The 23,530-nt window shown below is 62.6% G+C and carries 16 protein-coding genes, 1 rRNA gene and 1 riboswitch (1 of these 18 only partly in view); of the genes, 9 read left to right on the forward strand and 8 right to left on the reverse strand.

Going from position 1 to position 23,530, the window contains the following annotated elements; genetic code table 11:
• The first annotated feature begins 79 nt into the window (after nucleotides 1–79).
• Nucleotides 80–307, forward strand: coding sequence for a hypothetical protein (locus AC0L20_RS16875; protein WP_473289832.1), 228 nt, complete (start codon nucleotides 80–82; stop codon nucleotides 305–307).
• Nucleotides 308–397: 90 nt separating this feature from the next.
• On the opposite strand, the gene AC0L20_RS16880 is transcribed toward AC0L20_RS16875, so the two are convergent.
• Nucleotides 398–565 (reverse strand): hypothetical protein, encoded by a 168-nt coding sequence (locus AC0L20_RS16880; protein ID WP_456767554.1) that lies wholly within the window; start codon nucleotides 563–565, stop codon nucleotides 398–400.
• A gap of 28 nt (nucleotides 566–593) precedes the next feature.
• On the opposite strand from AC0L20_RS16880, the gene AC0L20_RS16885 reads away from it, so the two are divergent.
• Entirely contained in the window at nucleotides 594–2,162 is a 1,569-nt protein-coding gene (locus tag AC0L20_RS16885; RefSeq protein WP_473289834.1) for a hypothetical protein, read from the forward strand.
• A gap of 114 nt (nucleotides 2,163–2,276) precedes the next feature.
• Here AC0L20_RS16885 and AC0L20_RS16890 read toward each other — a convergent pair whose 3' ends face one another.
• The 3 genes from AC0L20_RS16890 to AC0L20_RS16900 are packed head-to-tail and all read right to left on the reverse strand — an operon-like array spanning nucleotide 2,277 to nucleotide 5,186.
• On the reverse strand, nucleotides 2,277–3,212 hold the full coding sequence (locus AC0L20_RS16890; RefSeq protein WP_473289836.1) for a prephenate/arogenate dehydrogenase family protein: 936 nt from the start codon (nucleotides 3,210–3,212) through the stop codon (nucleotides 2,277–2,279).
• A complete protein-coding gene (hisC, locus tag AC0L20_RS16895) occupies nucleotides 3,209–4,303 on the reverse strand; it encodes a histidinol-phosphate transaminase (RefSeq protein ID WP_473289838.1) in 1,095 nt (364 codons plus the stop codon). Before hisC ends, AC0L20_RS16890 begins: the two co-directional genes overlap by 4 nt.
• A gap of 34 nt (nucleotides 4,304–4,337) precedes the next feature.
• The gene (locus tag AC0L20_RS16900; RefSeq protein WP_473289840.1) at nucleotides 4,338–5,186 is read right to left on the reverse strand and encodes a chorismate mutase; all 849 of its coding nucleotides are present in this window, start codon (nucleotides 5,184–5,186) and stop codon (nucleotides 4,338–4,340) included.
• 203 nt (nucleotides 5,187–5,389) lie between these two features.
• A riboswitch (SAM riboswitch) is annotated at nucleotides 5,390–5,469 on the forward strand.
• 92 nt (nucleotides 5,470–5,561) lie between these two features.
• Between AC0L20_RS16900 and metX the strand changes: the two genes are divergently transcribed.
• Entirely contained in the window at nucleotides 5,562–6,761 is a 1,200-nt protein-coding gene (gene metX / locus AC0L20_RS16905; RefSeq protein WP_473289842.1) for a homoserine O-acetyltransferase MetX, read from the forward strand.
• Between the two features lie 13 nt (nucleotides 6,762–6,774).
• Nucleotides 6,775–7,437: a methionine biosynthesis protein MetW gene (gene metW, locus AC0L20_RS16910; protein WP_007597293.1), complete on the forward strand. Its 663-nt coding sequence runs from the start codon at nucleotides 6,775–6,777 to the stop codon at nucleotides 7,435–7,437.
• A gap of 123 nt (nucleotides 7,438–7,560) precedes the next feature.
• Here the strand turns inward: metW and AC0L20_RS16915 are convergent, their stop codons facing one another.
• Nucleotides 7,561–8,424, reverse strand: a complete 864-nt coding sequence (locus AC0L20_RS16915) for an alpha/beta fold hydrolase (protein WP_473289844.1) — start codon at nucleotides 8,422–8,424, stop codon at nucleotides 7,561–7,563.
• 209 nt (nucleotides 8,425–8,633) lie between these two features.
• On the opposite strand from AC0L20_RS16915, the gene AC0L20_RS16920 reads away from it, so the two are divergent.
• The gene (locus AC0L20_RS16920) at nucleotides 8,634–9,458 is read left to right on the forward strand and encodes a TIGR02594 family protein (protein ID WP_473289846.1); all 825 of its coding nucleotides are present in this window, start codon (nucleotides 8,634–8,636) and stop codon (nucleotides 9,456–9,458) included.
• 121 nt (nucleotides 9,459–9,579) lie between these two features.
• Here the strand turns inward: AC0L20_RS16920 and AC0L20_RS16925 are convergent, their stop codons facing one another.
• Nucleotides 9,580–10,368: an MOSC domain-containing protein gene (locus tag AC0L20_RS16925; protein WP_473289999.1), complete on the reverse strand. Its 789-nt coding sequence runs from the start codon at nucleotides 10,366–10,368 to the stop codon at nucleotides 9,580–9,582.
• Nucleotides 10,369–10,625: 257 nt separating this feature from the next.
• Here AC0L20_RS16925 and clpB point away from each other — a divergent pair, with 257 nt between their 5' ends.
• From clpB to AC0L20_RS16940, 3 genes are all read left to right on the forward strand, one after another.
• Nucleotides 10,626–13,265: an ATP-dependent chaperone ClpB gene (gene clpB / locus AC0L20_RS16930; RefSeq protein WP_473289848.1), complete on the forward strand. Its 2,640-nt coding sequence runs from the start codon at nucleotides 10,626–10,628 to the stop codon at nucleotides 13,263–13,265.
• A gap of 381 nt (nucleotides 13,266–13,646) precedes the next feature.
• Nucleotides 13,647–15,008 carry a hypothetical protein gene (locus AC0L20_RS16935; RefSeq protein WP_473289851.1) on the forward strand — a complete coding sequence of 454 codons (1,362 nt, stop codon included), beginning with the start codon at nucleotides 13,647–13,649 and terminating at the stop codon, nucleotides 15,006–15,008.
• Nucleotides 15,009–15,040: 32 nt separating this feature from the next.
• Nucleotides 15,041–17,200 (forward strand): DUF2272 domain-containing protein, encoded by a 2,160-nt coding sequence (locus AC0L20_RS16940; RefSeq protein WP_473289853.1) that lies wholly within the window; start codon nucleotides 15,041–15,043, stop codon nucleotides 17,198–17,200.
• A gap of 63 nt (nucleotides 17,201–17,263) precedes the next feature.
• On the opposite strand, the gene AC0L20_RS16945 is transcribed toward AC0L20_RS16940, so the two are convergent.
• Nucleotides 17,264–18,883 carry a hypothetical protein gene (locus tag AC0L20_RS16945; protein WP_473289855.1) on the reverse strand — a complete coding sequence of 540 codons (1,620 nt, stop codon included), beginning with the start codon at nucleotides 18,881–18,883 and terminating at the stop codon, nucleotides 17,264–17,266.
• A 156-nt stretch (nucleotides 18,884–19,039) separates the two neighbouring features.
• Entirely contained in the window at nucleotides 19,040–21,103 is a 2,064-nt protein-coding gene (locus AC0L20_RS16950) for a peptidoglycan DD-metalloendopeptidase family protein (RefSeq protein ID WP_473289857.1), read from the reverse strand.
• 1,033 nt (nucleotides 21,104–22,136) lie between these two features.
• Between AC0L20_RS16950 and AC0L20_RS16955 the strand changes: the two genes are divergently transcribed.
• Nucleotides 22,137–23,530, forward strand: a 16S ribosomal RNA gene (locus AC0L20_RS16955); it runs 95 nt beyond the window's last position.

Here is a 23,530-nt window from a genome sequence, read left to right on the forward strand (position 1 = left end):
GGGAATGCGGAGCCGCAAACTCCGCTCTCTCTCCATGTCCGCCGCACGATGATGCGGTCGCCCAGGCAGGAGAGATATCATGACCAAGTCCAGGCTGTTCATTGCCGCTATCGCCATCTCGACCACGCTCGCGACGCCCGCGTTCGCGCAGTGGCAATGGCAGTCGCAGGAGCCGGCCGCATTCGCGGCGCAGTATCCGAACGGTGATCGCAACATCTCGAATCCCACGACGCGGGAGACGATGGCATTCGTCCCCTCGCCGAAATCACCGCGCCCAACGGTGATGCGCGCGACCAAGGGCAAATAGCCGCCATCCACCACTTGCCCGTCGTGAACTGGGCCCGGTCATGTCCCGGCCGGGCCCAATGCGCGTTGCCTTGAAAGTTGCCTTGGACAATCACGACAATCGCGCGTGCGGATCGGCAGCCAACGAAAATATTCCGAACAGGATCGTCAGGAAAAAGTGATGCAGAAGATGCCCGGCGCCGCGAATAACCGCAGCCGCATTCAAATCACTCCACACCAGGGAAGCATGCATGCGCCGGAGACGGCGCGCGGAATCCAATCCGCTTCCCAAATGGAGGAAGCTTCAAGTGCGGATCATCAATTGCGGGCTGATGCTGGGCATTCTCGCTGTCTGTTCAGGGCAGGCGCGTGCCGACGACAATGTCACAACCGAAATCCAGTCGCTGAAGGCGAAGCTGAAGGAGCTCCAGCAGCGCGTGGACTCCGAGGCGCGCAAGACGCGACAGGTTGAAGCGCAGGCGAAGGCCGTTCAGTTGCCAGCAAGTTACAAGGCGCTCGCCGCCGACCCATGTGCGGCCGGAAAGGTCTGCTACAAGGGCGTGACGTTGACCTTCGGTGGCTGGGTCGATCTCACCGGCATCTACCGCTCACGGAATCTCGCCTCCGATACCGGCTCGGTCTACAACTTCATCCCCTATCAGCAGAGCCGCAACTTCAACATCCCGGAAACGCGCTTCTCCGCGCGCCAGAGCAGGTTCTCGGTCTTGGCGGAAGGCAATGCCGATGCCGACACGCACCTCGCGGGTTATGGCGAGATCGATTTCGAAGGTGCGGCTCAGACGGCGAGCTCGGTTGCGACCAACTCGTTCAATCCGCGCATGCGGCAGCTTAGCCTGGAACTGGACCGCAGCGATCTCGGTCTTCACTTCCTTGCCGGGCAATCCTGGTCGCTCAACGCGCCGACCAAGTCCGGCATCGATCCTCGTGGCGTCGACGCGCCCGGCGTGATCGACTTCGAATCCGTTCCGGGATTTCTTGCGGCACGGCAGCCCGGGCTGCGCGTCTGGCAGGACATCGGACCGGAGTTCAAGCTGGCTGCCTCGGTCGAGAATGCCCAGACAGCGTTCTTCGGCGGCAACGTCCCGGCCGTCGGCACACCCGCCATCGGACCACAGGGCGTGCTGAACCCGAACCTTCAGGTCAACCTGACCGGTCCCGGCGGCAGCTTCTTCAACAACCTCAACAATGTCAGTCTGAATCAGGTGCCCGACGTCACCGTCAAGGCAGCCTGGGACCCAAGGCTTGGGCCCAATAAGTTGCATGTCGAGGCGTGGGCGCTCTACCGCCAGCTGTTCGACCGCTTCAACAACGCCAATCACACCTATGACACCGCAAGCTTCGGCGGTCACATCTTCGCCGAGCTGATTCCGAAAACCCTCGATCTCCAGCTCTATGGCTCGCACGGCGTGCTCGGCCGCTTCACGGCAACGCCGTTCCCCGATGCGGCAGTGGCGCAGGACGGCACCATCCTCCCGCTGACGATCACGGCGGCCGCCGTCGGCCTGATCTGGCACGCGACGCCGAGCCTCGATGTCTATTCCTATGCGGGCTTGGAAAAAGCCAAGGCGAATTTCGCCAATGTTGGAACGGTGCCCTTCGGCTACGGCAATCCGCTCTACAACAACACCGGCTGCTTGACCGAGAACTCGCCCGCCGCGACCTGCAACGGCAACACCAGGGAGGTCCGGCAGATCACGGCCGGGATCTACGACACCGTCTACCAGGGCAATTTCGGTACGCTCAAAGCCGGCCTGCAGTATTCCTACACCCAGCGGGTCGCGTTCGCCGGCGTCGGCGGCGCTCCGAGGACGGACGACAACGTCGTCATGACGCAGATCCGCTACTATCCGTTCTAGTCACGGAGCGACGCAGGCTCGTAGCCTGGATGGAGCGAAGCGCAATCCGGGAATCTTGCCTCAAGCGACGGAGGTCCCGGATTACGCTTGCGCTCCATCCGGGCTACTTCAGCGCTACGGCTTTTTCAGCGCCGCGTGTGGCCGGCCGAAGTCGGGCGCAGCCGAGTCCTGGCCGATTTCGACGATGCCGCGGCGGATGGCACGGGTGCGGGTGAAGTGGTCGAACAGCGCCTCGCCGTCGCCGCGGCGGATCGCGCGGGTGAGCTTTGCCAGATCCTCGGTGAAAGTGCCGAGCATCTCCAGCACGGCTTCCTTGTTGGCGAGGAAGACGTCGCGCCACATCGTCGGATCGGATGCCGCGATGCGCGTGAAGTCGCGAAAGCCGCCGGCGGAGAACTTGATGACCTCGGACTCCGTCACCTGCGCCAGCTCGTCGGCGGTGCCGACGATGGTGTAGGCGATCAGATGCGGCAGATGGCTGGTGATCGCGAGCACGAGATCATGATGATCCGGCGTCATGATTTCGACCTTGGCGCCCATCGCGGCCCAGAACGCGCGCAGGCGATCGGTGGCAGCCGCATCGACGCCCTCCGGCGGGGTGAGGATGCACCAGCGGTTGATGAAGAGCTCGGCGAAGCCCGAATCGGGGCCCGAGTGCTCGGTGCCTGCGACGGGATGCGCCGGCACGAAATGGATGCCTTTCGGCAGATGCGGCGCCATATCCCTGACGATGGCGCCCTTGACAGAGCCGACGTCGGAGATGATCGCGCCAGGCTTGAGATGCGCGGCGATCTCCTGCGCCACCGGCCCGCAGGCGCCGACGGGAATGCAGAGGATGACGAGATCGGCGTCCTTCACGGCTTCTGCATTGGTCGCCACGACCTGATCGACGATGCCGAGCTCCATCACGCGTGCGCGCGTCTTCTCCGAGCGCGCGGTGGTGACGATCTCGCCAGCCAGGCCCTGGAGCTTCGCGGCGCGCGCGATCGAGCCGCCGATCAGGCCGAAGCCGATCAGCGCGACGCGCTGGAAGTGCGGGGTCGCGCTCATCGTCCGGCCATGAAGTCGCGCAGGCCCTCGACGACAAGGCGGTTGGCCTCCTCGGTGCCGATGGTCATGCGCAGCGAATGCGGCAGGCCGTAGTTCTTCAAGCCGCGCAGCACCAGCCCGCGCTTGGTGAGGAAGGCGTCGGCTGCGTCCGAAGTCTTGCCCTCGGTCGGGAAGTGGATCAGCACGAAATTGGCGACGCTCGGCGTCACCTTCAGCCCGAGCTTGCCGATCTCCTCGGTCAGCCAGTTGCGCCAGGTCTCGGTGAACTGCTTCGACATGGCCTGGTGCGCGGTGTCCTCGATCGCGGCAACGGCAGCGTACATCGCCGGCGTCGATACGTTGAAGGGACCGCGAATGCGGTTGACCGCATCGATGATGTGCTCGGGGCCGAACATCCAGCCGATGCGCAGTGCCGCAAGACCATGGATCTTGGAGAAGGTGTGGGTCACGACCGTGTTCTCGGTGGTCGCCACCAGCTCGATCCCCATCTCGTAATCGTTGCGCGAGACATAGTCGCAATAGGCTGCGTCCAGCACTAGCAGCACGTGCGAGGGCAGGCCGGCGCGCAGGCGCTTGACCTCGTCGAACGGCACGTAGGTCCCGGTTGGGTTGTTGGGGTTGGCGAGCCAGACTAGCTTTGTCTTCGGCGTCACCGCCTTGAGGATGGCGTCGACATCGCAGGTGAGGTTCTTCTCGGCCGCGATGACATTCTTCGCGCCGACCGCCATGGTTGCGATCGGGTAGACCAGGAAGCCGTGCGTGGTCGAGATCGCCTCGTCACCATGGCTGAGATAGGTGTGGGCGAGCAGGTTGAGGATCTCGTCCGAGCCGGCGCCGCAGATGATGCGGTTGGGATCGAGCCCGAAGGTCCGCCCGATCGCTTCGCGCAGCACGCGCGAGGTTCCTTCCGGATAGTCTTCCAGATGATCCGCCACCTGCTTGAACGCCTCGATTGCCTTCGGCGAAGGCCCGAACGGCGTCTCGTTGGCCGAGAGCTTGAACACCTTGCGGCCGGGCTCTGCCACCGGACTCTTGCCGGGCGTATAGGGCGCAATATCGAGAATGCCGGGATTCGGCACGGGGCGGGACATCTTCAACTCCGGACTGGCTTAAGCGGTTCGCGACTTACGATTTCGACCCGGTCGGGGGCACCGTATAGCGCGTTGCGTGGCTGCCGACGAGGGCCGTGGAGCGCACCGAGGCCCCCGCTTCGATCAGGGCAGCCTTGATCTTGTCGAGGCTGCTCGTCGCGGTGACAGAGACCAGCAGCGCGGCGCCGTCGAAGGCGGTGTCGGGTACCGCCACGATCTCGGCGAGCGGTGACAGGGCGCGTGCGACCTCGGCGTTCCACCCCGAAACGCGCACGCTGAAGGTCTCGACCTCCGTCACCAGCGCGCTGTCGGCGACGCGCGAGACCGCGAACACGGGCAACGCCGCCGGGTGGTCGGCGCGCTCGACGAAGGGCAGCCGCGCGATGATCTTTGGCGCGCCGGCTTCTTCCAGCGACAGCCACCACGGCGTGCGGCTCGAGGTCGCCGAGACCAGCGCCAGATCACCTTTGGACTTCGCGACCGCCTCGACCGCCGCCTGCGCGCTGAAATGCGCGATGTAAGGCACCGTGAAGCCGAAATGGAATCGCGCGGAATCGCGCATGGCCGGCTCGCTCGCCGAGATGTCGGCGTGGACCGAGAACGGCGCCTGGACATAGGTGAACGTCGCGATGATGACGCGCCAGATGCTCTCGACCGTGTCGAGCGGCAGGATCCCGCGATGGCGCTGGACGAGGTCGCGCATCATGGAGGCCTCACGTGCCGGGCGGAACGCCGAGCCGACCTCCTGGGTCTGCTTCACCTGGATCAGGCGGTCGATGATGTCGCCGCGCTGCATCAGCAGACGATGCATGCCCTCGTCGATCGCGTCGATCTCCTTGCGCAATTCCTGGAGTGATGGTGGCGCGGGCGGACGTTGGGACATGTCTGTGAGGTGCTGTTGCGAGGCGTTCAATGCGGATCAGTCGAGCTGTCACCGCTGTGATGGATATCCTGATTAGGCAGTCGGGGCTGCGAAAGCAAAGAGAAATGCAAAGGGAAATCGGGCCCTTTCCGCCCGTGGCGCGACAGGCGAATTTGGCTGATCCGGGCCGTGACTTGACGAAAACCGTCCAAGACGGTAGTTTTTAGCCGTTCCGTGGTCATTTGAGCCGGCCGGCTTGCAGCCACGTTAAAAAACTCGCTAAACAGGCCGGGGACCCTTTCGATCCCGGCCGAACCTATCGTTCAGGCCGGGTTTTTCATGGCCTGATGTCAGTCGCGGTCGGACCCCCGATCGCAAACGAGTCAGTGGTCAGAGATGGGCATCAAGTCAATTCCCAGTCCCGCGATCAGCGCCGACGAGCGCTCGCACGAGGTCGATCATCCGAGCTCCCAGGTCGCACGCTTCGGTGCCGACCAGCCGCTGCCGCTTGATTGCGGCGTCGATCTCACCCCGTTCCAGATCGCATACCAGACCTATGGCGAGCTCAATGCCGAGCGGTCCAACGCAATCCTGATCTGCCATGCGCTGACGCTCGACCAGCACGTCGCCAGTGTGCACCCGCTGACCGGTAAGCCGGGCTGGTGGGAAATCATGGTGGGGCCCGGCCGCCCGCTCGACACCAATAAGTATTTCATCATCTGCTCGAACGTCATCGGCGGCTGCATGGGCTCGACCGGCCCCGCGTCGACCAATCCGGCGACCGGCAAAGTGTGGGGCCTGGATTTTCCGATCATCACCATCCCCGACATGGTGCGAGCCCAGGCCATGCTGCTCGACCGCCTCGGCATCGATACGCTGCTCTGCGTCGTCGGAGGCTCGATGGGCGGCATGCAGGTGCTGCAATGGACCGCGGCCTATCCGCATCGCGTCTTCTCCGCGCTCCCGACCGCATGCAGCACGCGCCATTCGGCGCAGAATATCGCCTTCCACGAACTCGGCCGGCAGGCGGTGATGGCCGATCCGGAATGGCATGGCGGACGCTACGTTGATCACGGCACCCATCCGCATCGCGGCCTCGCCGTCGCCCGCATGGCCGGGCACATCACCTATCTCTCCGATGCCGCGCTGCATCGCAAATTCGGACGGCGGATGCAGGACCGCGAGCTGCCGACCTTCTCGTTCGACGCCGACTTCCAGGTCGAGTCCTACCTGCGCTACCAGGGCTCGTCCTTTGTCGAACGCTTCGACGCCAACTCCTATCTCTATCTGACCCGCGCGATGGATTATTTCGACATCGCCGGCGACCATGGCGGCGTGCTGGCGAAGGCGTTCGCGGGAATCCAGACCCGCTTCTGCGTGGTTTCTTTCACCAGCGACTGGCTGTTCCCGACCTCGGAATCGCGCGCGCTGGTGCACGCGCTGAATGCGTCGAGCGCGCGGGTGTCGTTCGCCGAGATCGAGACCGATCGCGGTCACGACGCGTTCCTGCTCGACGTGCCCGAGTTCTTCGACATCGCCCGTGCCTTCCTGCAGTCGGCAGACAAGGCGCGCGGGCTCACCGCCAAGAAAGCTTAAAGGACGGCTAGTCATGTCTGTACAGGAAGCGCTGCCGCTCGGCGGCCTTGCGACCGGGCAGCCCGGCGATTTTCGCGCCGACCATGTGCTGGTGGCCGAGATGGTCAAGCCGGGCTCGAAAGTGCTCGACGTCGGGTGCGGCGAGGGCGACCTGCTCCAGCTGCTGGAAACCCGCGGCATCGACGGCCGCGGCATCGAGCTGTCGCGCGAGGGCGTCAACCGCTGCGTCGCCAAGGGTCTTGCGGTGGTGCAGGGCGATGCCGACACCGACCTCGTGAATTATCCGGATGACGCCTTTGACTACGTGATCCTGTCGCAGACGTTGCAGGCAACGCGGCAGCCGAAAGTGGTGCTGGAGAATTTGCTGCGCATCGGCCGCCGCGCCATCGTGTCGTTCCCGAATTTCGGCTTCTGGAAGATGCGGCTCCAACTCCTGATCGGCGGCCACATGCCGCGCACGGAGAACCTGCCGGCAAGCTGGTATGACACCGCCAACATCCATTTCTGCACCATTAAGGATTTCGTCGAGCTCTGCGATGCGATCGACGTCAAGATGGAACGGGCCGAGGCGCTCGACCTCTACGGTCGTCCGCTGCGGCTGCGGATGCCCTGGTGGGTGTGGAATCTGTTCGGCGAGCAGGGCGTGTTCTTGCTGACGCGTGGCGGCAGGAAGTAGGCCGGCCCGTAGCCCGGATGGAGCGCAGCGCAATCCGGGATTCTATCCGCGGACGCGAAGGCCCCGGATTACGCTTTCGCTCCATCCGGGCTACGCGACGGAGCGTGTGGCGACGCCGTCGCGCTAATGCGCCGCCAGTGACCTCGGATCGCGCGCTGGCCATCTTCCCGCTTCCACCAGCGTGACGAACCGTTCCACCGTTTCGTTGAACAGCGCGGGCTCTTCGAGATTGAGCACGTGGCCGGACTTCGGAAACATGGCGAGCCCTGCCGCAGGCAGGTGCTTCTTCAGGAACAGGCTTGCGCCCACGCACGGATCGTCCTCGTCGCCGCAAATGATGAGTGCCGGCGTCGTGGCCGCTCTGATCGCGTCCGTCATCGTAAAGATCGAGGGCCGGCCGGCCTGGAAACCGCGCATCGTCCGCGCCGATCCCTTGGCGTCGTGCCGCGCCAGGGCGGCATAGAAATCGGCGTGGCCGCGCGGATCCTTCACCAGGAAGGGAATCCGGCTCGGCGCCTCGCGCGTGACTTTTGCGACTTCGGTTGAGCCGAGCATCTCGAATTGCTCCGCGTTGGCGCGGCACTGCTGGCGCCAGGCGTCGAGGTTCTCGATCTCCGAGCCTGAGCCGACGCCGGCGAGCGTCATCGACAGCGCACGTTGGGGCGCGTTGAGCCCGATCTGGAGCGACGAATAGGCGCCCATCGAGAGACCGACGAAGTGCGCGCGATCGATCTTCAGATGATCGAGCACCGCGAGCGCATCGGTGTAGAAATGCGTGTAGCCGTAGACCTCGCCATCAGGCACGTCCGATGGCGTGTAGCCGCGCGCCGAATAGGTGATGCAGCGATGGCCGCGCGAGAAGTAGCGCATCTGCGGCTCCCAATTGGTGTAGTCGGCCGCGAATTCGTGCAGAAAAATAATCGGCGTGCCCGCGCCTGCTTCTTCGAAATAGAGACTGCAATTGTCTTTCGTGAGGGCGTGAGGCATCCGGTTTTCTCCCAGAGGTGGCTGCGGCTTTGGAATGCCGTCCTGCGGTCAGCGCATACGATCCTAACACTTATTAATCATCTTGATCATCGTCCAAAATCTCCGCGACCGCGTCTTGTTCTCGCCACATCAGGATACTGATACAGCCCGCGGATGTCGGCCACCGCACCGGCCGACGGGGAAGTGGGGGTGTCAACGAAGGATGAAGAATGTTCGAGTTGTTTGCGTCTCGCCGGTCGCGCTGTGTCGTCGCGCTGGCTGTTTTCTTCGCGGCGGTCGCCGCCTTCACTTCTCCGGCGTCAGCACGATCTCATCGTCATAGCGCAGAGCGGCACGCTTACGCGCATCACGCCAGCAGATATCATCATTACCGGCATGCACGCGGTTCGCGCTTCGAGCGCGGCGCGGCGCAATTGCAGGCGAGCGGCTTCGGCAACACCTTCGCCAGCTATGACCCGAACGCCAATAGCGGCGGCGTAGCCATGAGCGGCAGCGGTGGAATGGCCATGAGCGGCAGCGGTGGAATGGCTATGAGCGGCAACGCTGGAATCGTTACCGGCGATAGCGGTGGGATGACCACGCGCGCCAGCCGTCGAATCGCCACGAGGCGTGGCGGTGGGATGGCCACTGAGGCGAATGTCGGCAGCGTGGCCAATGGCGCCACGAGCAGCGGCGGCTTCGGTGGCGGATCGGGCCTCGTGTCCGAGGCGCGCCGCTATGTCGGCGGCAATCCGACCGGCCGCGGCAGCCTGTGGTGCGCGCGGTTCATGAACATGGTGCTTGAGAAGACCGGTCACCGTGGCACCGGCTCCGATATGGCGAATTCGTTCGCGCATTACGGCACGCGCGTCTCCGGTCCGCAGGTCGGCGCCATCGCAGTGATGTCGCGCGGTGGTCGGGGTGGCCATGTCGGCATCATCACCGGCATCGACGCGCAGGGTAATCCGATCATGATCTCCGGCAACAACGGCAACCGCGTCCGCGAAGCGCCGATCTCGCGCGGCCGGATCTATGCGTATGTGATGCCGAATTGAGGTTTCTGCCCCGTCATTGCGAGGAGCGAAGCGACGAAGCAATCCAGACCGTTTCCGTGGGCGCATTCCTGGATTGCTTCGCTGCGCTCGCAATGACGGAGTACGTGGCGTCGGCGTCGCGTCACACCAATCTCGGCTCTTCCAGCGCAACCGCGTCGCCCACGCCGATATCGCCGTCGGCGATCACCTCGGCATAGATGCCGCAGTCCATGTGGCCGAGATGGCTCGAGAGCGTGGCCGGGATTTCGAGATCGCGCCTGGCGGTCTCGGGGTCGACATTGGTGGCCGGGCAGCGCTTGATGCGCTTGACCACTTCCAGCCGGGCCTGTCCGATCGCGAGCGTCTGGCCGACGAGGTCGAGCTCGGACCAGGCCGGCCAGCCCTTCACGTAGAGATTGGCGCGGAAGCGCAGCGGGTGGACGGCGGCGCCGCCGAGCATGGTCTCGAGCGCGCGGACGCTGTCGAGATTGATGATGGAGACGACCTTGCGGGCGACGTCGGAGAAGCTGTGGTCGCGGCCGGACAGGACCTTGGGCGGGCCTTTCAGCTCCGGCTGAAAGTTCTCGCTGAAATAGGCCTCGATGGCGGCGCGCCCGGCCGCTGTCTCGAGATCGCCGCTGGCGACGATCTGGCCGTCCTTGCGGATGGTCAGGCGGTTGGTCGCGTCCTCGAACTGGCTGTCGAGCGAAGCCAGCCGCTCATTGCGCGCCAGCATCAGGAACTGGATCTTCGGCTTCCACTGCGGCTGTTCCGGATCGAAGCCGCTGGGGCCGTTCTCGATGGCGTAGCGGCGGTCGGCGGGCAAGGTCTGGCCGGTCCGCAGGGAGACGCGGGGCAGGGGCTCCGGCGTCAGGCCCTTGATCGGATAACGGTAGAGGCCGGTGATCTCGGCGGTCTGGCTGGCTGTCATTGCGCTGGGGGTCATGCCGCTACTTAGGGGATTCGGCCCATCGGCGCTAAGCGGGCGGATCCGCGCACGAAATTGTGAACGCGCCTCTTCCGGTCCGAGGCCTCGCTTCCCACATCTGGGTCAGGCCGGCGCCAGCGCCGGCTGATAACGACCGTTGCCGGTTGAGAAACGTCAATGCGGCCATCGGAAACCCAATGAAGATGCCGTTTGGAGTGCCTTAGAGGGCTCCAGGGGCAGGCCGAGGGAAAGACCACGATATGAATATCGAAAAATATACCGAACGCTCCAGGGGCTTCGTCCAGTCCGCGCAGTCGCTTGCGGGGCGCGAAGGGCACCAGCAGTTTTCGACCCTGCACGTCCTGAAAGTGCTGCTGGACGACAATGAAGGCCTCGCTGCCGGCCTGATCGACCGTGCCGGCGGCAATTCCCGCGCAATCCTGAAGGCGACCGAGGACGCCCTGAACAAGGTGCCGAAGGTCTCTGGCGGCGGCGCCGGACAGATCTATCTGGCGCCTGAGCTCGCCCGCACCTTCGACGCCGCCGAAAAGGCCGGCGAGAAGGCCGGCGACAGCTTTGTCACAGTCGAGCGGCTGCTGCTCGGCCTCGCGCTGGAGAAGACCAGCGAGGCCGGCGCGATCCTGGCCAAGGGCGGCGTCACCCCGCAAAACCTCAACGCGGCGATCGAGGCGCTACGCAAGGGCCGGACCGCGGACTCCGCCACGGCCGAGAACGCGTATGACGCGCTGAAGAAATATGCCCGCGACCTCACCCAGGCGGCGCGCGACGGCAAGCTCGATCCGGTCATCGGCCGCGACGAGGAGATCCGCCGCACGATCCAGGTGCTGTCGCGCCGGACCAAGAACAATCCCGTCCTGATCGGCGAGCCCGGTGTCGGCAAGACCGCCATCGCCGAGGGCCTGGCGCTGCGCATCGTCAACGGCGACGTGCCGGAGAGCCTGAAGGACAAGAAGCTGCTGTCGCTCGATCTCGGCTCGCTGATCGCGGGTGCAAAATATCGCGGCGAGTTCGAGGAGCGGCTGAAGGCCGTGCTGCAGGAGGTGACCGGGAGCGAGGGCAATTTCGTCCTGTTCATCGACGAGATGCACACGCTGATCGGCGCCGGCAAGGGCGATGGCGCGATGGACGCGTCCAATTTGCTCAAGCCTGCGCTCGCTCGCGGCGAGCTGCACTGCATCGGCGCCACCACGCTCGACGAGTACCAAAAGCACGTCGAAAAGGACGCGGCGCTGGCGCGGCGTTTCCAGCCGATCTTCGTCAGCGAGCCCTCGGTCGAGGACACGATCTCGATCCTGCGCGGGCTGAAGGACAAGTACGAGCAGCACCATGGCGTGCGGATCACCGATTCCGCGCTGGTCGCCGCCACGACGCTGTCCAACCGCTACATCACCGACCGCTTCCTGCCGGACAAGGCCATCGACCTCATGGACGAGGCGGCGGCGCGGCTCAAGATGCAGGTCGATTCCAAGCCGGAAGAGCTGGATTCGATGGATCGGGAAATCATCAGGCTGAAGATCGAGCAGGAAGCATTGAAGAAAGAGAGCGATGCCGGTTCGAAGAGCCGCCTGCAGACGCTGGAGAAGGAGCTGGCCGATCTCGAGGAGAAGTCCGCGGCACTCACCGCACGCTGGAGCGCGGAGAAGAACAAGCTCTCCGACGCCCAGAAGCTGAAGGCCGAGCTCGACGGCTTACGGGTCGAACTCGCCAACGCGCAGCGGCGCGGTGAATTCCAGAAGGCTGGCGAGCTGGCCTATGGCCGGATCCCCGAGCTCGAAAAGCAGCTTGCAAACATCGAAGCCAAGGAGAACTCCGGCGAGATGATGGAGGAGGCGGTCACCGCCAACCACATCGCGCAGGTGGTCTCGCGCTGGACCGGCGTGCCCGTCGACAAGATGCTCGAAGGCGAGAAGGACAAGCTCCTGCGGATGGAGGACTCGCTCGGCAAGCGCGTCGTCGGCCAGGCCGAGGCCGTGCGTGCGGTCGCGACCGCGGTGCGCCGTTCGCGCGCGGGGCTGCAGGATCCGAACCGGCCGACCGGCTCGTTCATGTTCCTGGGGCCGACCGGCGTCGGCAAGACCGAACTGACGAAAGCGCTCGCCGAGTATCTGTTCAACGACGAGACCGCGATGGTCCGCCTCGACATGTCCGAGTACATGGAGAAGCACTCGGTCTCGCGGCTGATCGGCGCGCCTCCGGGCTATGTCGGCTATGATGAGGGCGGTGCGCTGACCGAAGCGGTGCGGCGCCGGCCCTACCAGGTGGTGCTGTTCGACGAGATCGAGAAGGCGCATCCTGACGTCTTCAACGTCCTGTTGCAGGTGCTCGACGACGGCCGCCTCACCGACGGCCAGGGCCGCACCGTCGACTTCCGCAACACGCTGATCATCATGACCTCGAACCTCGGTTCGGAGTTTCTGGTGAACCAGCCGGAGGGCGAGGACACCTCGGCCGTGCGCGAGCAGGTGATGGGAATGGTGCGGGCGCACTTCAGGCCAGAGTTCTTGAACCGCGTCGATGAGATCATCCTGTTCCATCGTTTGCAGAGGAGCGAGATGGGCCGGATCGTCGAGATCCAGTTCGCGCGGCTGCAAAAGCTTTTGGCCGATCGCAAGATCGTGCTGACGCTCGACGCTGCCGGCCGCGACTGGCTCGCCGCCAAGGGCTGGGATCCCGCCTACGGCGCACGGCCGCTCAAACGCGTGATCCAGCGTCATGTCCAGGATCCGCTCGCCGAGATGATCCTGGCCGGCGACGTCAAGGACGGCGATACCGTTGCGATCTCTTCCGAAGGCAACGTGCTCACCTTCAACGGCAAGGCGCCGCAGACCGCCGAGATCGCGCAGTTCGAGGCGCCGGTGTCGAAGCGGAAGTTGAACTGAGCGTCCAAAACAGCACATTGAACCTGCTCAAACCTCCCCGCGACGCGGGGAGGTTTTTTCGTACCGGCAACGCGCGCAATCTGCTTCGCCCGACGCGCAATCAGGTGTCGCGCTATATGCGTGACAAGTATCACAACCGCTGGCTGCGTCCTTGCGACGCACGCAAAAGCCGTGTGTTATAAATGAAACACGCTCCGCGCTTTCGCTGAGAGCGTGCATGAATCTTCTTGAACAATCCGGTCGAGGCTCGCCACAATCCTCCGAGATTTGAGGGATTGTGGCCACACACGGTATTTTGCCGGAACTGTTGTTCACGTGAAGCTGTCGCTCGCGGTGACAGGGTTGCTCGCCATAGTCTGAAAGATATTGTGGGGGCGTGCGATGCGTGCGGGTATCGTTGCGGGCTTTGTTGCATTGGCGCTGCTGCTGAGCGGCTGCGGCTCACTTGAAGAGAAGTTAATCCAGGAAGGCATTGGCACTGAACTGCCAGCTGAGGACATGGCCGAGTCGACCCGCCGGCTGGAGATTTACCTCTCGTACTTGTGTGTGCAGGCTGGAGGGGTCAAAGTCGTCGACCCGGCCTCTGACGCCATCGTCTCCTGCGACGTAAGCAGGTACGGAAGTGCCCAATGGTCCGCTTTAGTGAGTGCCGGGTTCAACGATATTGATCGCCGCTGTGACAGCTATCTTGCCTGGCTAGCCAGCCGGCGCCGTGACCGCAGCGCCATCCTGAGCCAGATCCACGACACTCGGACTTTTACCGAAGCGCTGTTGTACACGACTGGCGTCGGCGCGGCGCCGATCGCCATAGCAGGTCTCGCCTTCGGTCTGGCAAGCAATTCCTTCACAAACTACTACTCGCGGTTGCTGTTCGAAATCGAGAAATCAACGGTCTCGCTTCTGGTCCGTGAGAAACGCTTGCAGTACCGCGAGACGCTGAATGTGCGGATTGCATATCAACCAGACGCCGTGCACGTGCTCCGGGAATACATGCTGATATGTACGCCATTCTATATAGAGGATCTGGTCAATCAGCGGACGCGCGACAGCGTCGCGGGAAATACACCGCCTGATAAGGGCAATGCGGAACAGATTCGCAAGTCGCTCCTGGCTGGTTCATTGCTCAACTCGATTCCCAAGAATCCGCGTGACCCGCTGCCGGATACGCCCGGAAATCCGCAGACGCCGAAGCCACCGAAGATGATCGGAGGGATCACCGACAGCGAGCGGGCCATGTCTCAGTCCACCGGCGGGTCGATCCAGAGAACATTATGTTTGAAAGAGTCAAATACTTTTGATGACACGATGCGAAATGCGATCAAGCAAGCCAAACTAGGCGCATTGCAAAGCGGTGCTTCAGCTGTGCCATTCACCAACATCGAGCCGCAAATTGTCAACGGCGTCGAGACGCAAATATTTACACGCTTGGATCAACCCTGCTTCGACGATTTGCCGAAGGGCCGGGTCAACCGGACACCATTTGAGAGGTACGCCTTCGTCGATGAGGCGGGGGTGAAGGCATTTCAGGTCATGCTCGGATTCTGCGATGTGAGAATCAAGGGCAATGCGAGCGGAAAGTTCGATCAACTAACTCGGGATGCGATTGTTGAGGCCAAGAAGCAAATGACCGCTGCGAGAAAGGCTGAGTTGACCGATTTGACGACGAACACTGTCAACGACAAATCGTACAACAATATCTCGCGCACCTGCAGACAAGTTGGACAACCTGCGAATAACGGATGACATCAATCCTTTTTTGATTTTGGGAGTTAGACATGGCCGGAGCCGCGGTCGGGAAAATCCTGACGAATCAGCCTCTCCTCAAGGAGGGACGAGACGATTCGGATCAAGTCGTGCTGAACGGCGTGCCGTTGCGGGTCTTTGCGGGTGAGAAGATCAAGATCGGGGCGAAGCCTTCCACCACCGAGATCATCGGGGGCACAACGATCACCTGGGTTTTCGTTGAAGCGACGAGCGGAGCCAACATCGAGCAGCGAAAGGGGTTTGTGGACGACCATTTCATTGTCGACGAGAATAACGACATCCCGATGTCCGGCGGCTTCCAACCGTTTCCCGCGCAGGTATCGAGAACTGATTTGGCAGATGCGTGCCTTACCCAGGCCGAGCAAAACGCAACCAATGCCGCTTACCTCTATGCATTGGCGTTCGTGCAGAGCGGCAGCCAGTGGAGCCTGACGGAGGTCAAGACCAGCGATCCTGACGGCGCAGAAACAATAGGCGCATACCAGTTCACCACAAAGACCTGGCAGGAGCTTCTGGAGTTAGCGGAGCTCAGAGGCCTTACCGCCGAACAGATCAAGTTCCCGACCGCGCAATGTGTTGTTGCTGCGGTGCTGGCATCAAAGTCGGCAACCCTGCTCAAGGGGCTGCTTCCAACTCATAGTTTGACCGCGGTGGACCTCTATCTGGCGTTCATATTTGTGGGCGCCGGGACTTTCGGATCGAACGCGGCCGCGAAGATCCTCGACGCCGAGCAAGCCCAACCTGCGCGGCCGTCCTTGGAGGTCCTCGAGGAGATCTTTCCGGATGACGTCGCGCGCAAGGTTTTCTTGAGCCGCAACAAGGCAATCTTCAAGGACGATGGCAGCGCGACGATCAAGGAAGCACTGGAGGCCTGCACCACAAAGCTTATCCCAGGATTCGACGAAGTCAGCAGGCTGGCGCACGAAATCAAGGACAGCCTTCCAGCCGATCCTGACAGCCCGATCTCAGGGGATACTTCGACCGGTCTAGGTGGCGACATTCAGGCCAAGCCCGGAAGTCATCAGGCCGTTATCGACAAGCTGATCGCCGGTGCGAAAAGTCATGGACTTGATCCGATGACCGTCTTGACGATCATTGCGATAGAGACCGGCGACTTTGATCCAACCGAATGCAACTCCGTGAGTTCGGCGGCCGGCCTGTTTCAGTTCATCGACGACACATGGGCGGCCGAAGGGGGCCCTACGTTTCCCAACCGAGGCGGCCCGGGAAAGGGACAGGCGGCTGGCGCTTCGGTCGACGTGCAGGTCGAGATCGGATGCACATTCACGGTGAAGAATGCAAAGGCGCTCAAGGCCAGATTGGGACGGGCAATCACGCCGGTGGAGCTTTACATGGCCCATCAGCAGGGCCTTGAAGGCGCGGTCAAGATGCTGACTGCGAATCCCGATACTGCAATCGAGTCGGTCATCGGAGTGAAAGCTGCGCACAACAATGGATTGGGGGGGCTGACGGTTAGTCAAGCGATCAACAAATTGAATGCCCTATATCAGCGCAGAAACAACGAGGCCGCCGCCTTGGTGACGATTACGCCTGGCAGCGCTGGCGGTGGGCGTGTTGGCAGTCCCAGCACCACGTTGGTCCTCTCCAATGCAGTTCAGGCGGCGCTCGATGAGATGAATACGTTCGCACGACGGGGGGGATCAGCTGTAACGGAAACAGAGGAGCCGCTGCGCGCCCGGGTGCTCGAGTATTTCAAGTTCGTTGGCCGCGACGACGTCACAAATCCGGCTGCGGTACGATGGTCGGCAGCCTATATTTCATTCGTCTTGAATGCGGGAGGCGTAACCCGAGCCCAGTTTCCATTTTCAGCGAGCCATTCGGTTTATATCCTGGCCGCCCTTGCCAACCGGGTCGCCAATCGGATGGACGCACCAATTGTTTACTTCGACAAGGGCGAAATGGCTCCGCGGGTCGGAGATCTCATTGGATTTTCGGACGATGTCCAGAACCGCGCAGATCTGGAACAGATGTTGCCGAACAAGCCTTTTCACTCTCACACAAACCTGGTGGTTGAGCTGTCTTCCGGGAAGATCAGGGCAATCGGCGGGAACGTGACCCAGTCGATCAGGATCACGAACGTCAACGCCACGCCGGACGGCAAGATCATTCCTGCAAACAAGCATTTCTTTGTGCTTCGGATGAATATGTAGCCGGGCAGCACACGCCGTGCGCGTATCTCGGCGCGGCGCTTGCGCGAATGTTGATCGGCAGAGCTACTTCTTCACCACCTTGTAAATCGCGTTCTCCACATCCGACGAGAAGTAGATCACTCCCGTCGCCCCGACCGCCACTCCCGTCGGAATGTGCGTCGGCAGCCCTCCGGGCGCACCCACGAGGCCGATCGGGAGATTGGCCGCGATCTCGGTGACCGTGCCGCTCTCCGGTGCGATCTCGATCAACCGTTTGGCGCCCACCTCTGCCACGATCAGCTTGGCGTCGCTGGTGCGTGCGATGCCTTCGGGCATTTTCAGGTCCTTGGCGAGCACGGTCCTTTCGCCGCCGCTCTCGATCATCGAGACGACGCCCGCAAACGCTTCGGTGACATAGACCTCGCCACGCGATCCCGCGACCAGCCCGACCGGGCCCTCGAGGCCGCCGATCAGCGTGGTGCGGTCCTTGCCGTGCTCGCCGCTGACGCGGACCAGCGATTTGGTGCCGAGCTCGGCCACCAGAATGCTGCCGTCCGCGAGCACGATCGCGTCGTGCGGCGCCTTGAAGCCGTGCAGCATGTCGCGGGTGGCGCCGGTCTTGCCGTCGATCACCTGCACCGTGCCGGTGAACCAGCTCGACAGGACCACGTCGTTGCCCTTCGCCGTCGCGCTCATCGGATATTCGAGCGTGACGCCGGCGGCGTGCATGCGGGCCTTCTCGGTGACCTCGCCGGTCGCACCGTCCACCGTGCGATAGGCGAACACGTCGGCGACGTGGATCGTATCCTTGCCGTTCTCCGACGTGACGCCGATGCCGCCGGGCAAAGCGAGCTTGCCGATGATGACCTGCCGCGCCTGGCCGGTCGCAGGATCGACCTCCTGGATGCCGTTGTCGGCCATGTTGGAGACGTAGATTCGGTCCTTGTCGTCGATCGCGAGATTGTCCAGCGACGGCTTCAATTGCGCGACCATGGTCTTGGTGCCCGATTTGGGATCGACCCGAACGAGCTGGCCGAGCGCGGTGTCGACCACCCAGAGATTGCCCTTGGAATCGAAGTTCACCGCGGCCGGGACCTTGAAGCCGTCCGCGACGACGGTCAGCTCGGCCTTGTCGACGTCGACCTTTGCGATTTGTCCCTTGAACCAGAGCGGACCGTAGAGCTTGTCGTCAGGGCCGAACTCGAAGCCGTTGAGGCCGCCCATCTTCTCCATGATCTGGCGCGGCGGTTTGTCGCCCTCGACGTCGATCTCATAGAGCGTGTCGCCGAGGAAGACGGTGGTGGCGTACAGCCTGCCGTCCTTGCGGTAAGCGAGCGAGTTGATGCCGGGAAGGCCGGAAGCGAGTTTCTTGATCGGGCCGTCGCCCTTGCGCGAATAGAGATCGCCGGCCAGGAATCCGGTCCAGGTCATGGTGCCGTCGGGGGCGAACGCGATGTCGTCGGCCATTCCGATCGGGGCGGGGATTGCAACCTTGGCGGTGCCGCCGGCGATGTCGACCTCGTAGAGCGCCGCGCCCGCGACGCTGCCGGCAAACAGGTGGCCGGCCTTGTCGATCGCAAGCCCGTGCACGCCGTGGAACGCCGAGCCCGGGACGAGCTTGGTGACCTCCCAGTTTTCGGCCGAAACACTGGTGGCGGAGACAATCGCAGCAACGAAGGCTGCGCAGGCGAGCCTGTTCTTCATGGCGAGACCTCCCGTTTTTTTGGAAAGTATTCGCTCCTCACGCCGCTTTGGCAAACGAAACTTGACGTTGTGATGCGGCCAAGCGGCCTCGCGCGACGACGTCAAATCCGGATCGTGTTTGAAGATGATCGGCCGATCTCGGCCGGTCGCCGGCTTTTACCTGTTGGTGACCTGCAACGGACCGCCGGTTGCGTCCGACATCCGGGCGATGGCGCCGGCGCGGCCGCTCATCATGCCGTCGAGCCGGTCGCGCTCCTTCTCGAAGCCGGCCAGCATCGGGCCTTCCAGCGAGCGGCCGCGCGGCAGTTTCACGCGCAGCGGATCGACGAAGCGGCCGTTGACCAGGATTTCGTAGTGGACGTGCGGGCCGGTCGACGCGCCGGTCGAACCGACGAAGCCGATCACCTGGCCCTGCCGCACTTTCTTGCCGGGCTCCATGCCCTTGGCAAAGGCCGACATATGGCCATAGGCGGTCTCGTAGCCGTTGTTATGCTTGATGCGGATGTATTTGCCGTAGCCGCCCTCGGGGCCGGCCTTCTCGATCACGCCGTTGCCGGAGGCGAAGATCGGCGTGCCGTAGGAGGTCGCCCAGTCGACGCCGGTATGCATCTTCACATAGCCGAGGATGGGGTGACGGCGACCGCCGAAGCCCGAGCGCATGATGGCGTTGTTGACGGGCTTGCGCACCAGGAACTTCTTCGCGCTCTTGCCGGTCTCGTCATAGTAGTCGACGACGCCGTCGTCGGGGCTCTGATAGCGGTAATATTTCTTGGTCTCGCCGCCGAGCGTGAGCGAAGCGAACAGCACGTCGTTCTTTTCGCTCGCGGTCACGCCTTCGTCTTCGCCGGCGTAGAACACGTCGAATGAATCGCCCGGCGCCACTTTGCGCTGGAAATCGACGTCGTAGGAATAGATCTTGATCATGTCGTCGATGACGGGCATCGGCACTTTGTTGCGCATCGCGGTCTCGTAGATGCTCTGGTAGAGCCGCACGCCCGTGCCGTCATCGTCGTCATCGTCGTCGCTGTTGGCGTTCGCCGCCGCGTCGGCGACGGTATTCATGCTGGAGACGTCGACCGCGACGTATTTGCCGAGATCGGACAGCGCCGCGATTGCCTCGACCATGGTCTCGTTGGCGATGACGACGCGGTAGGGCTGCAGACGGGCGCCGGGGCTTGCGGGCGCCATCAGGATGCGCAGCTTCTCGCCTTCCTTCAGGCCGCCGTCGCGGCCGCGCGGACCGAGCGTCGCGGTGATCGCCTTGATCTCCTCGGCCGTGGCGCCGAGATCGCGCAGCACGCCGGCGACGCTGTCGCCCTTCTTGACCACGTGGACACGTTCGCCGTTGGGATTGCCGCCGGTGATCTGCTCCTTGGTCTTCGGCAGCAGCGTGACGTTTTCAGGCACCACGCGCGTCTCGAAGCCGGCATAGGGATCGGACGGCGACACTTCGGTGGCGTAGGCGCTTCGGATGTCGGACGGGCCGGTCGCGCCGGAGACGTCGGCCGCAGCATTGGAGAGCGCGGCGTAGCGCACCCCGCCATTGCCGCGCCAATTGGCGGCATCGCGGACCCGCATCAGGATGTCGTCGAGCGCCACCACTGCGGAAATCTTGGCTTTCGGCAGCACCTGGGAGAGATCCTTGGTGACGAACGAGACCTCGGCGTCGGGTTCGACGGCTTCCGGATTGTTGGGATCCTCGGATGCCGTCTTCGGATCGGAGCCCACGTCGGTGAGAAGGCGTTGGGCGTTGAACGGCGGGATCTTTGCCGACAGGTCGCTCGTCGTCATCGACAGATTGCCGGCGATCCGGATGAAGGGACGTACCCGCATCACGTCGCGGTTGCCGACGCGGGCGACGGTCGAGACGCGCACGATGTTGCGCGAGGCCGTGGATTCGTTCGGCGGCGGCAGGCGGTCGCTCTTGTGCAGCGTGGCGGCGCGGTCGGCTGCGCCGAATGCGCCGCGCAGCGCGCCTTCGACGCGCTCCGGCACCTTGGCGAAGGTCATCTCGCCGTCGAGCGAAGCGAAAACGGCGCCGCCGATCAGGGCTGCGCCGCAAAGTCCGGTTAGAATCGTCCCGCTGAACCATTGCACCGAGACGCGGCGGCGATCGATGACGGCGGCTTCGGAACCATCGACGGACAGCGGCGGCTCGTGGCCGAGATCGATGATCCCGGTCTCACGCCCGTAAGCGCCGCGTGACGTCCTGTGGTTCAACCCAAGTCCCCCAATCAACGACCCGAGAGCCCGATTTCGAGCAGCCCCGTTTCGAGCAACCCTGCTTCGAGCCCCTCCTTACGCCGCCCGCTCTGGGGCGTCTCCGGAAAAGGCAAGCCGCATAGGCGTCCGCGGTCAGAAGGCCCAGATGACGGGCCGGCCGAAATTACGAACAGCTAAGCGGAAAAAAGATCTCTCGATGTGTCTCGAATGTCTGAAGAAGGCTGCTTCATTGGATGATCGCCTTCCTCTGACCCCACACAAACCGCCGGCAGCCCCCACTGGCATCCCTGCGATTCAAGCTTTGTCTGTACCAGAACGCCGGGGGATTGTGGCTCAAGTACGGCGCCTAATATGGAAAAGTTTCCGGAAACGGCTGGGCGTCAGGGGCCTTCCAGGGGCGGGCGCTCCAAGCCCCGGCCAAGGCGCCTCCATGCCGCCTCCGGAGCCCCCTCGGGCCCAAACTTTTTTTGGGTTTTTTCTCCGCGCTGGCCCGATCCAGCCGCTCGGTGACTTTCTAACCTGCTGTAATCGCGTGGATTTTTCGAACAATCCACCGTGCGACGATTTTCTGACAATGGTCGTTGACAACCCCGATGGGTGGGGCCTATAACCCGACCACTGAGCGCGGCGCCGCCGGGTCACTGACCAAGGCGAGCGAACGCGCCACTGATGCTCCTCACCTTGTTGAGTGACACAACAGTCGACGTAAGTCGATTGGAGTTCATCCATCGTCGGTAAGGGTGTCGGAACCCTTCCTCTCTGGAAGGTTGGGGCCTCCTGGTCCCGGGCTGTTTGACAAGTGAAGATGAAGAAAGAGAAACGTGGACGGCGGAGTCCTTGCGCCTCTCGGATACTGAAGAGCTTCGGCTTTTGAGTTCTGAGAGGGGACGAAAGACTTCGGCGGTACACGTTTTAAGGTTACACCATCGTTGCCAGCGATGTGAATCGCGGGCAGCTCATCGACTTCGGTCGATGAAAAATGGTGGGACCTCGTCAAAACGTTGTGATCAGCCGGTTCAAAGTTCAAGTCCAACTTGAGAGTTTGATCCTGGCTCAGAGCGAACGCTGGCGGCAGGCTTAACACATGCAAGTCGAGCGGGCGTAGCAATACGTCAGCGGCAGACGGGTGAGTAACGCGTGGGAACATACCTTTTGGTTCGGAACAACACAGGGAAACTTGTGCTAATACCGGATAAGCCCTTACGGGGAAAGATTTATCGCCGAAAGATTGGCCCGCGTCTGATTAGCTAGTTGGTGAGGTAATGGCTCACCAAGGCGACGATCAGTAGCTGGTCTGAGAGGATGATCAGCCACATTGGGACTGAGACACGGCCCAAACTCCTACGGGAGGCAGCAGTGGGGAATATTGGACAATGGGCGCAAGCCTGATCCAGCCATGCCGCGTGAGTGATGAAGGCCCTAGGGTTGTAAAGCTCTTTTGTGCGGGAAGATAATGACGGTACCGCAAGAATAAGCCCCGGCTAACTTCGTGCCAGCAGCCGCGGTAATACGAAGGGGGCTAGCGTTGCTCGGAATCACTGGGCGTAAAGGGTGCGTAGGCGGGTCTTTAAGTCAGGGGTGAAATCCTGGAGCTCAACTCCAGAACTGCCTTTGATACTGAGGATCTTGAGTTCGGGAGAGGTGAGTGGAACTGCGAGTGTAGAGGTGAAATTCGTAGATATTCGCAAGAACACCAGTGGCGAAGGCGGCTCACTGGCCCGATACTGACGCTGAGGCACGAAAGCGTGGGGAGCAAACAGGATTAGATACCCTGGTAGTCCACGCCGTAAACGATGAATGCCAGCCGTTAGTGGGTTTACTCACTAGTGGCGCAGCTAACGCTTTAAGCATTCCGCCTGGGGAGTACGGTCGCAAGATTAAAACTCAAAGGAATTGACGGGGGCCCGCACAAGCGGTGGAGCATGTGGTTTAATTCGACGCAACGCGCAGAACCTTACCAGCCCTTGACATGTCCAGGACCGGTCGCAGAGATGTGACCTTCTCTTCGGAGCCTGGAACACAGGTGCTGCATGGCTGTCGTCAGCTCGTGTCGTGAGATGTTGGGTTAAGTCCCGCAACGAGCGCAACCCCCGTCCTTAGTTGCTACCATTTAGTTGAGCACTCTAAGGAGACTGCCGGTGATAAGCCGCGAGGAAGGTGGGGATGACGTCAAGTCCTCATGGCCCTTACGGGCTGGGCTACACACGTGCTACAATGGCGGTGACAATGGGACGCTAAGGGGCAACCCTTCGCAAATCTCAAAAAGCCGTCTCAGTTCGGATTGGGCTCTGCAACTCGAGCCCATGAAGTTGGAATCGCTAGTAATCGTGGATCAGCACGCCACGGTGAATACGTTCCCGGGCCTTGTACACACCGCCCGTCACACCATGGGAGTTGGTTTTACCTGAAGACGGTGCGCTAACC

This window comes from Bradyrhizobium sp. Kon58 (assembly GCF_055807455.1).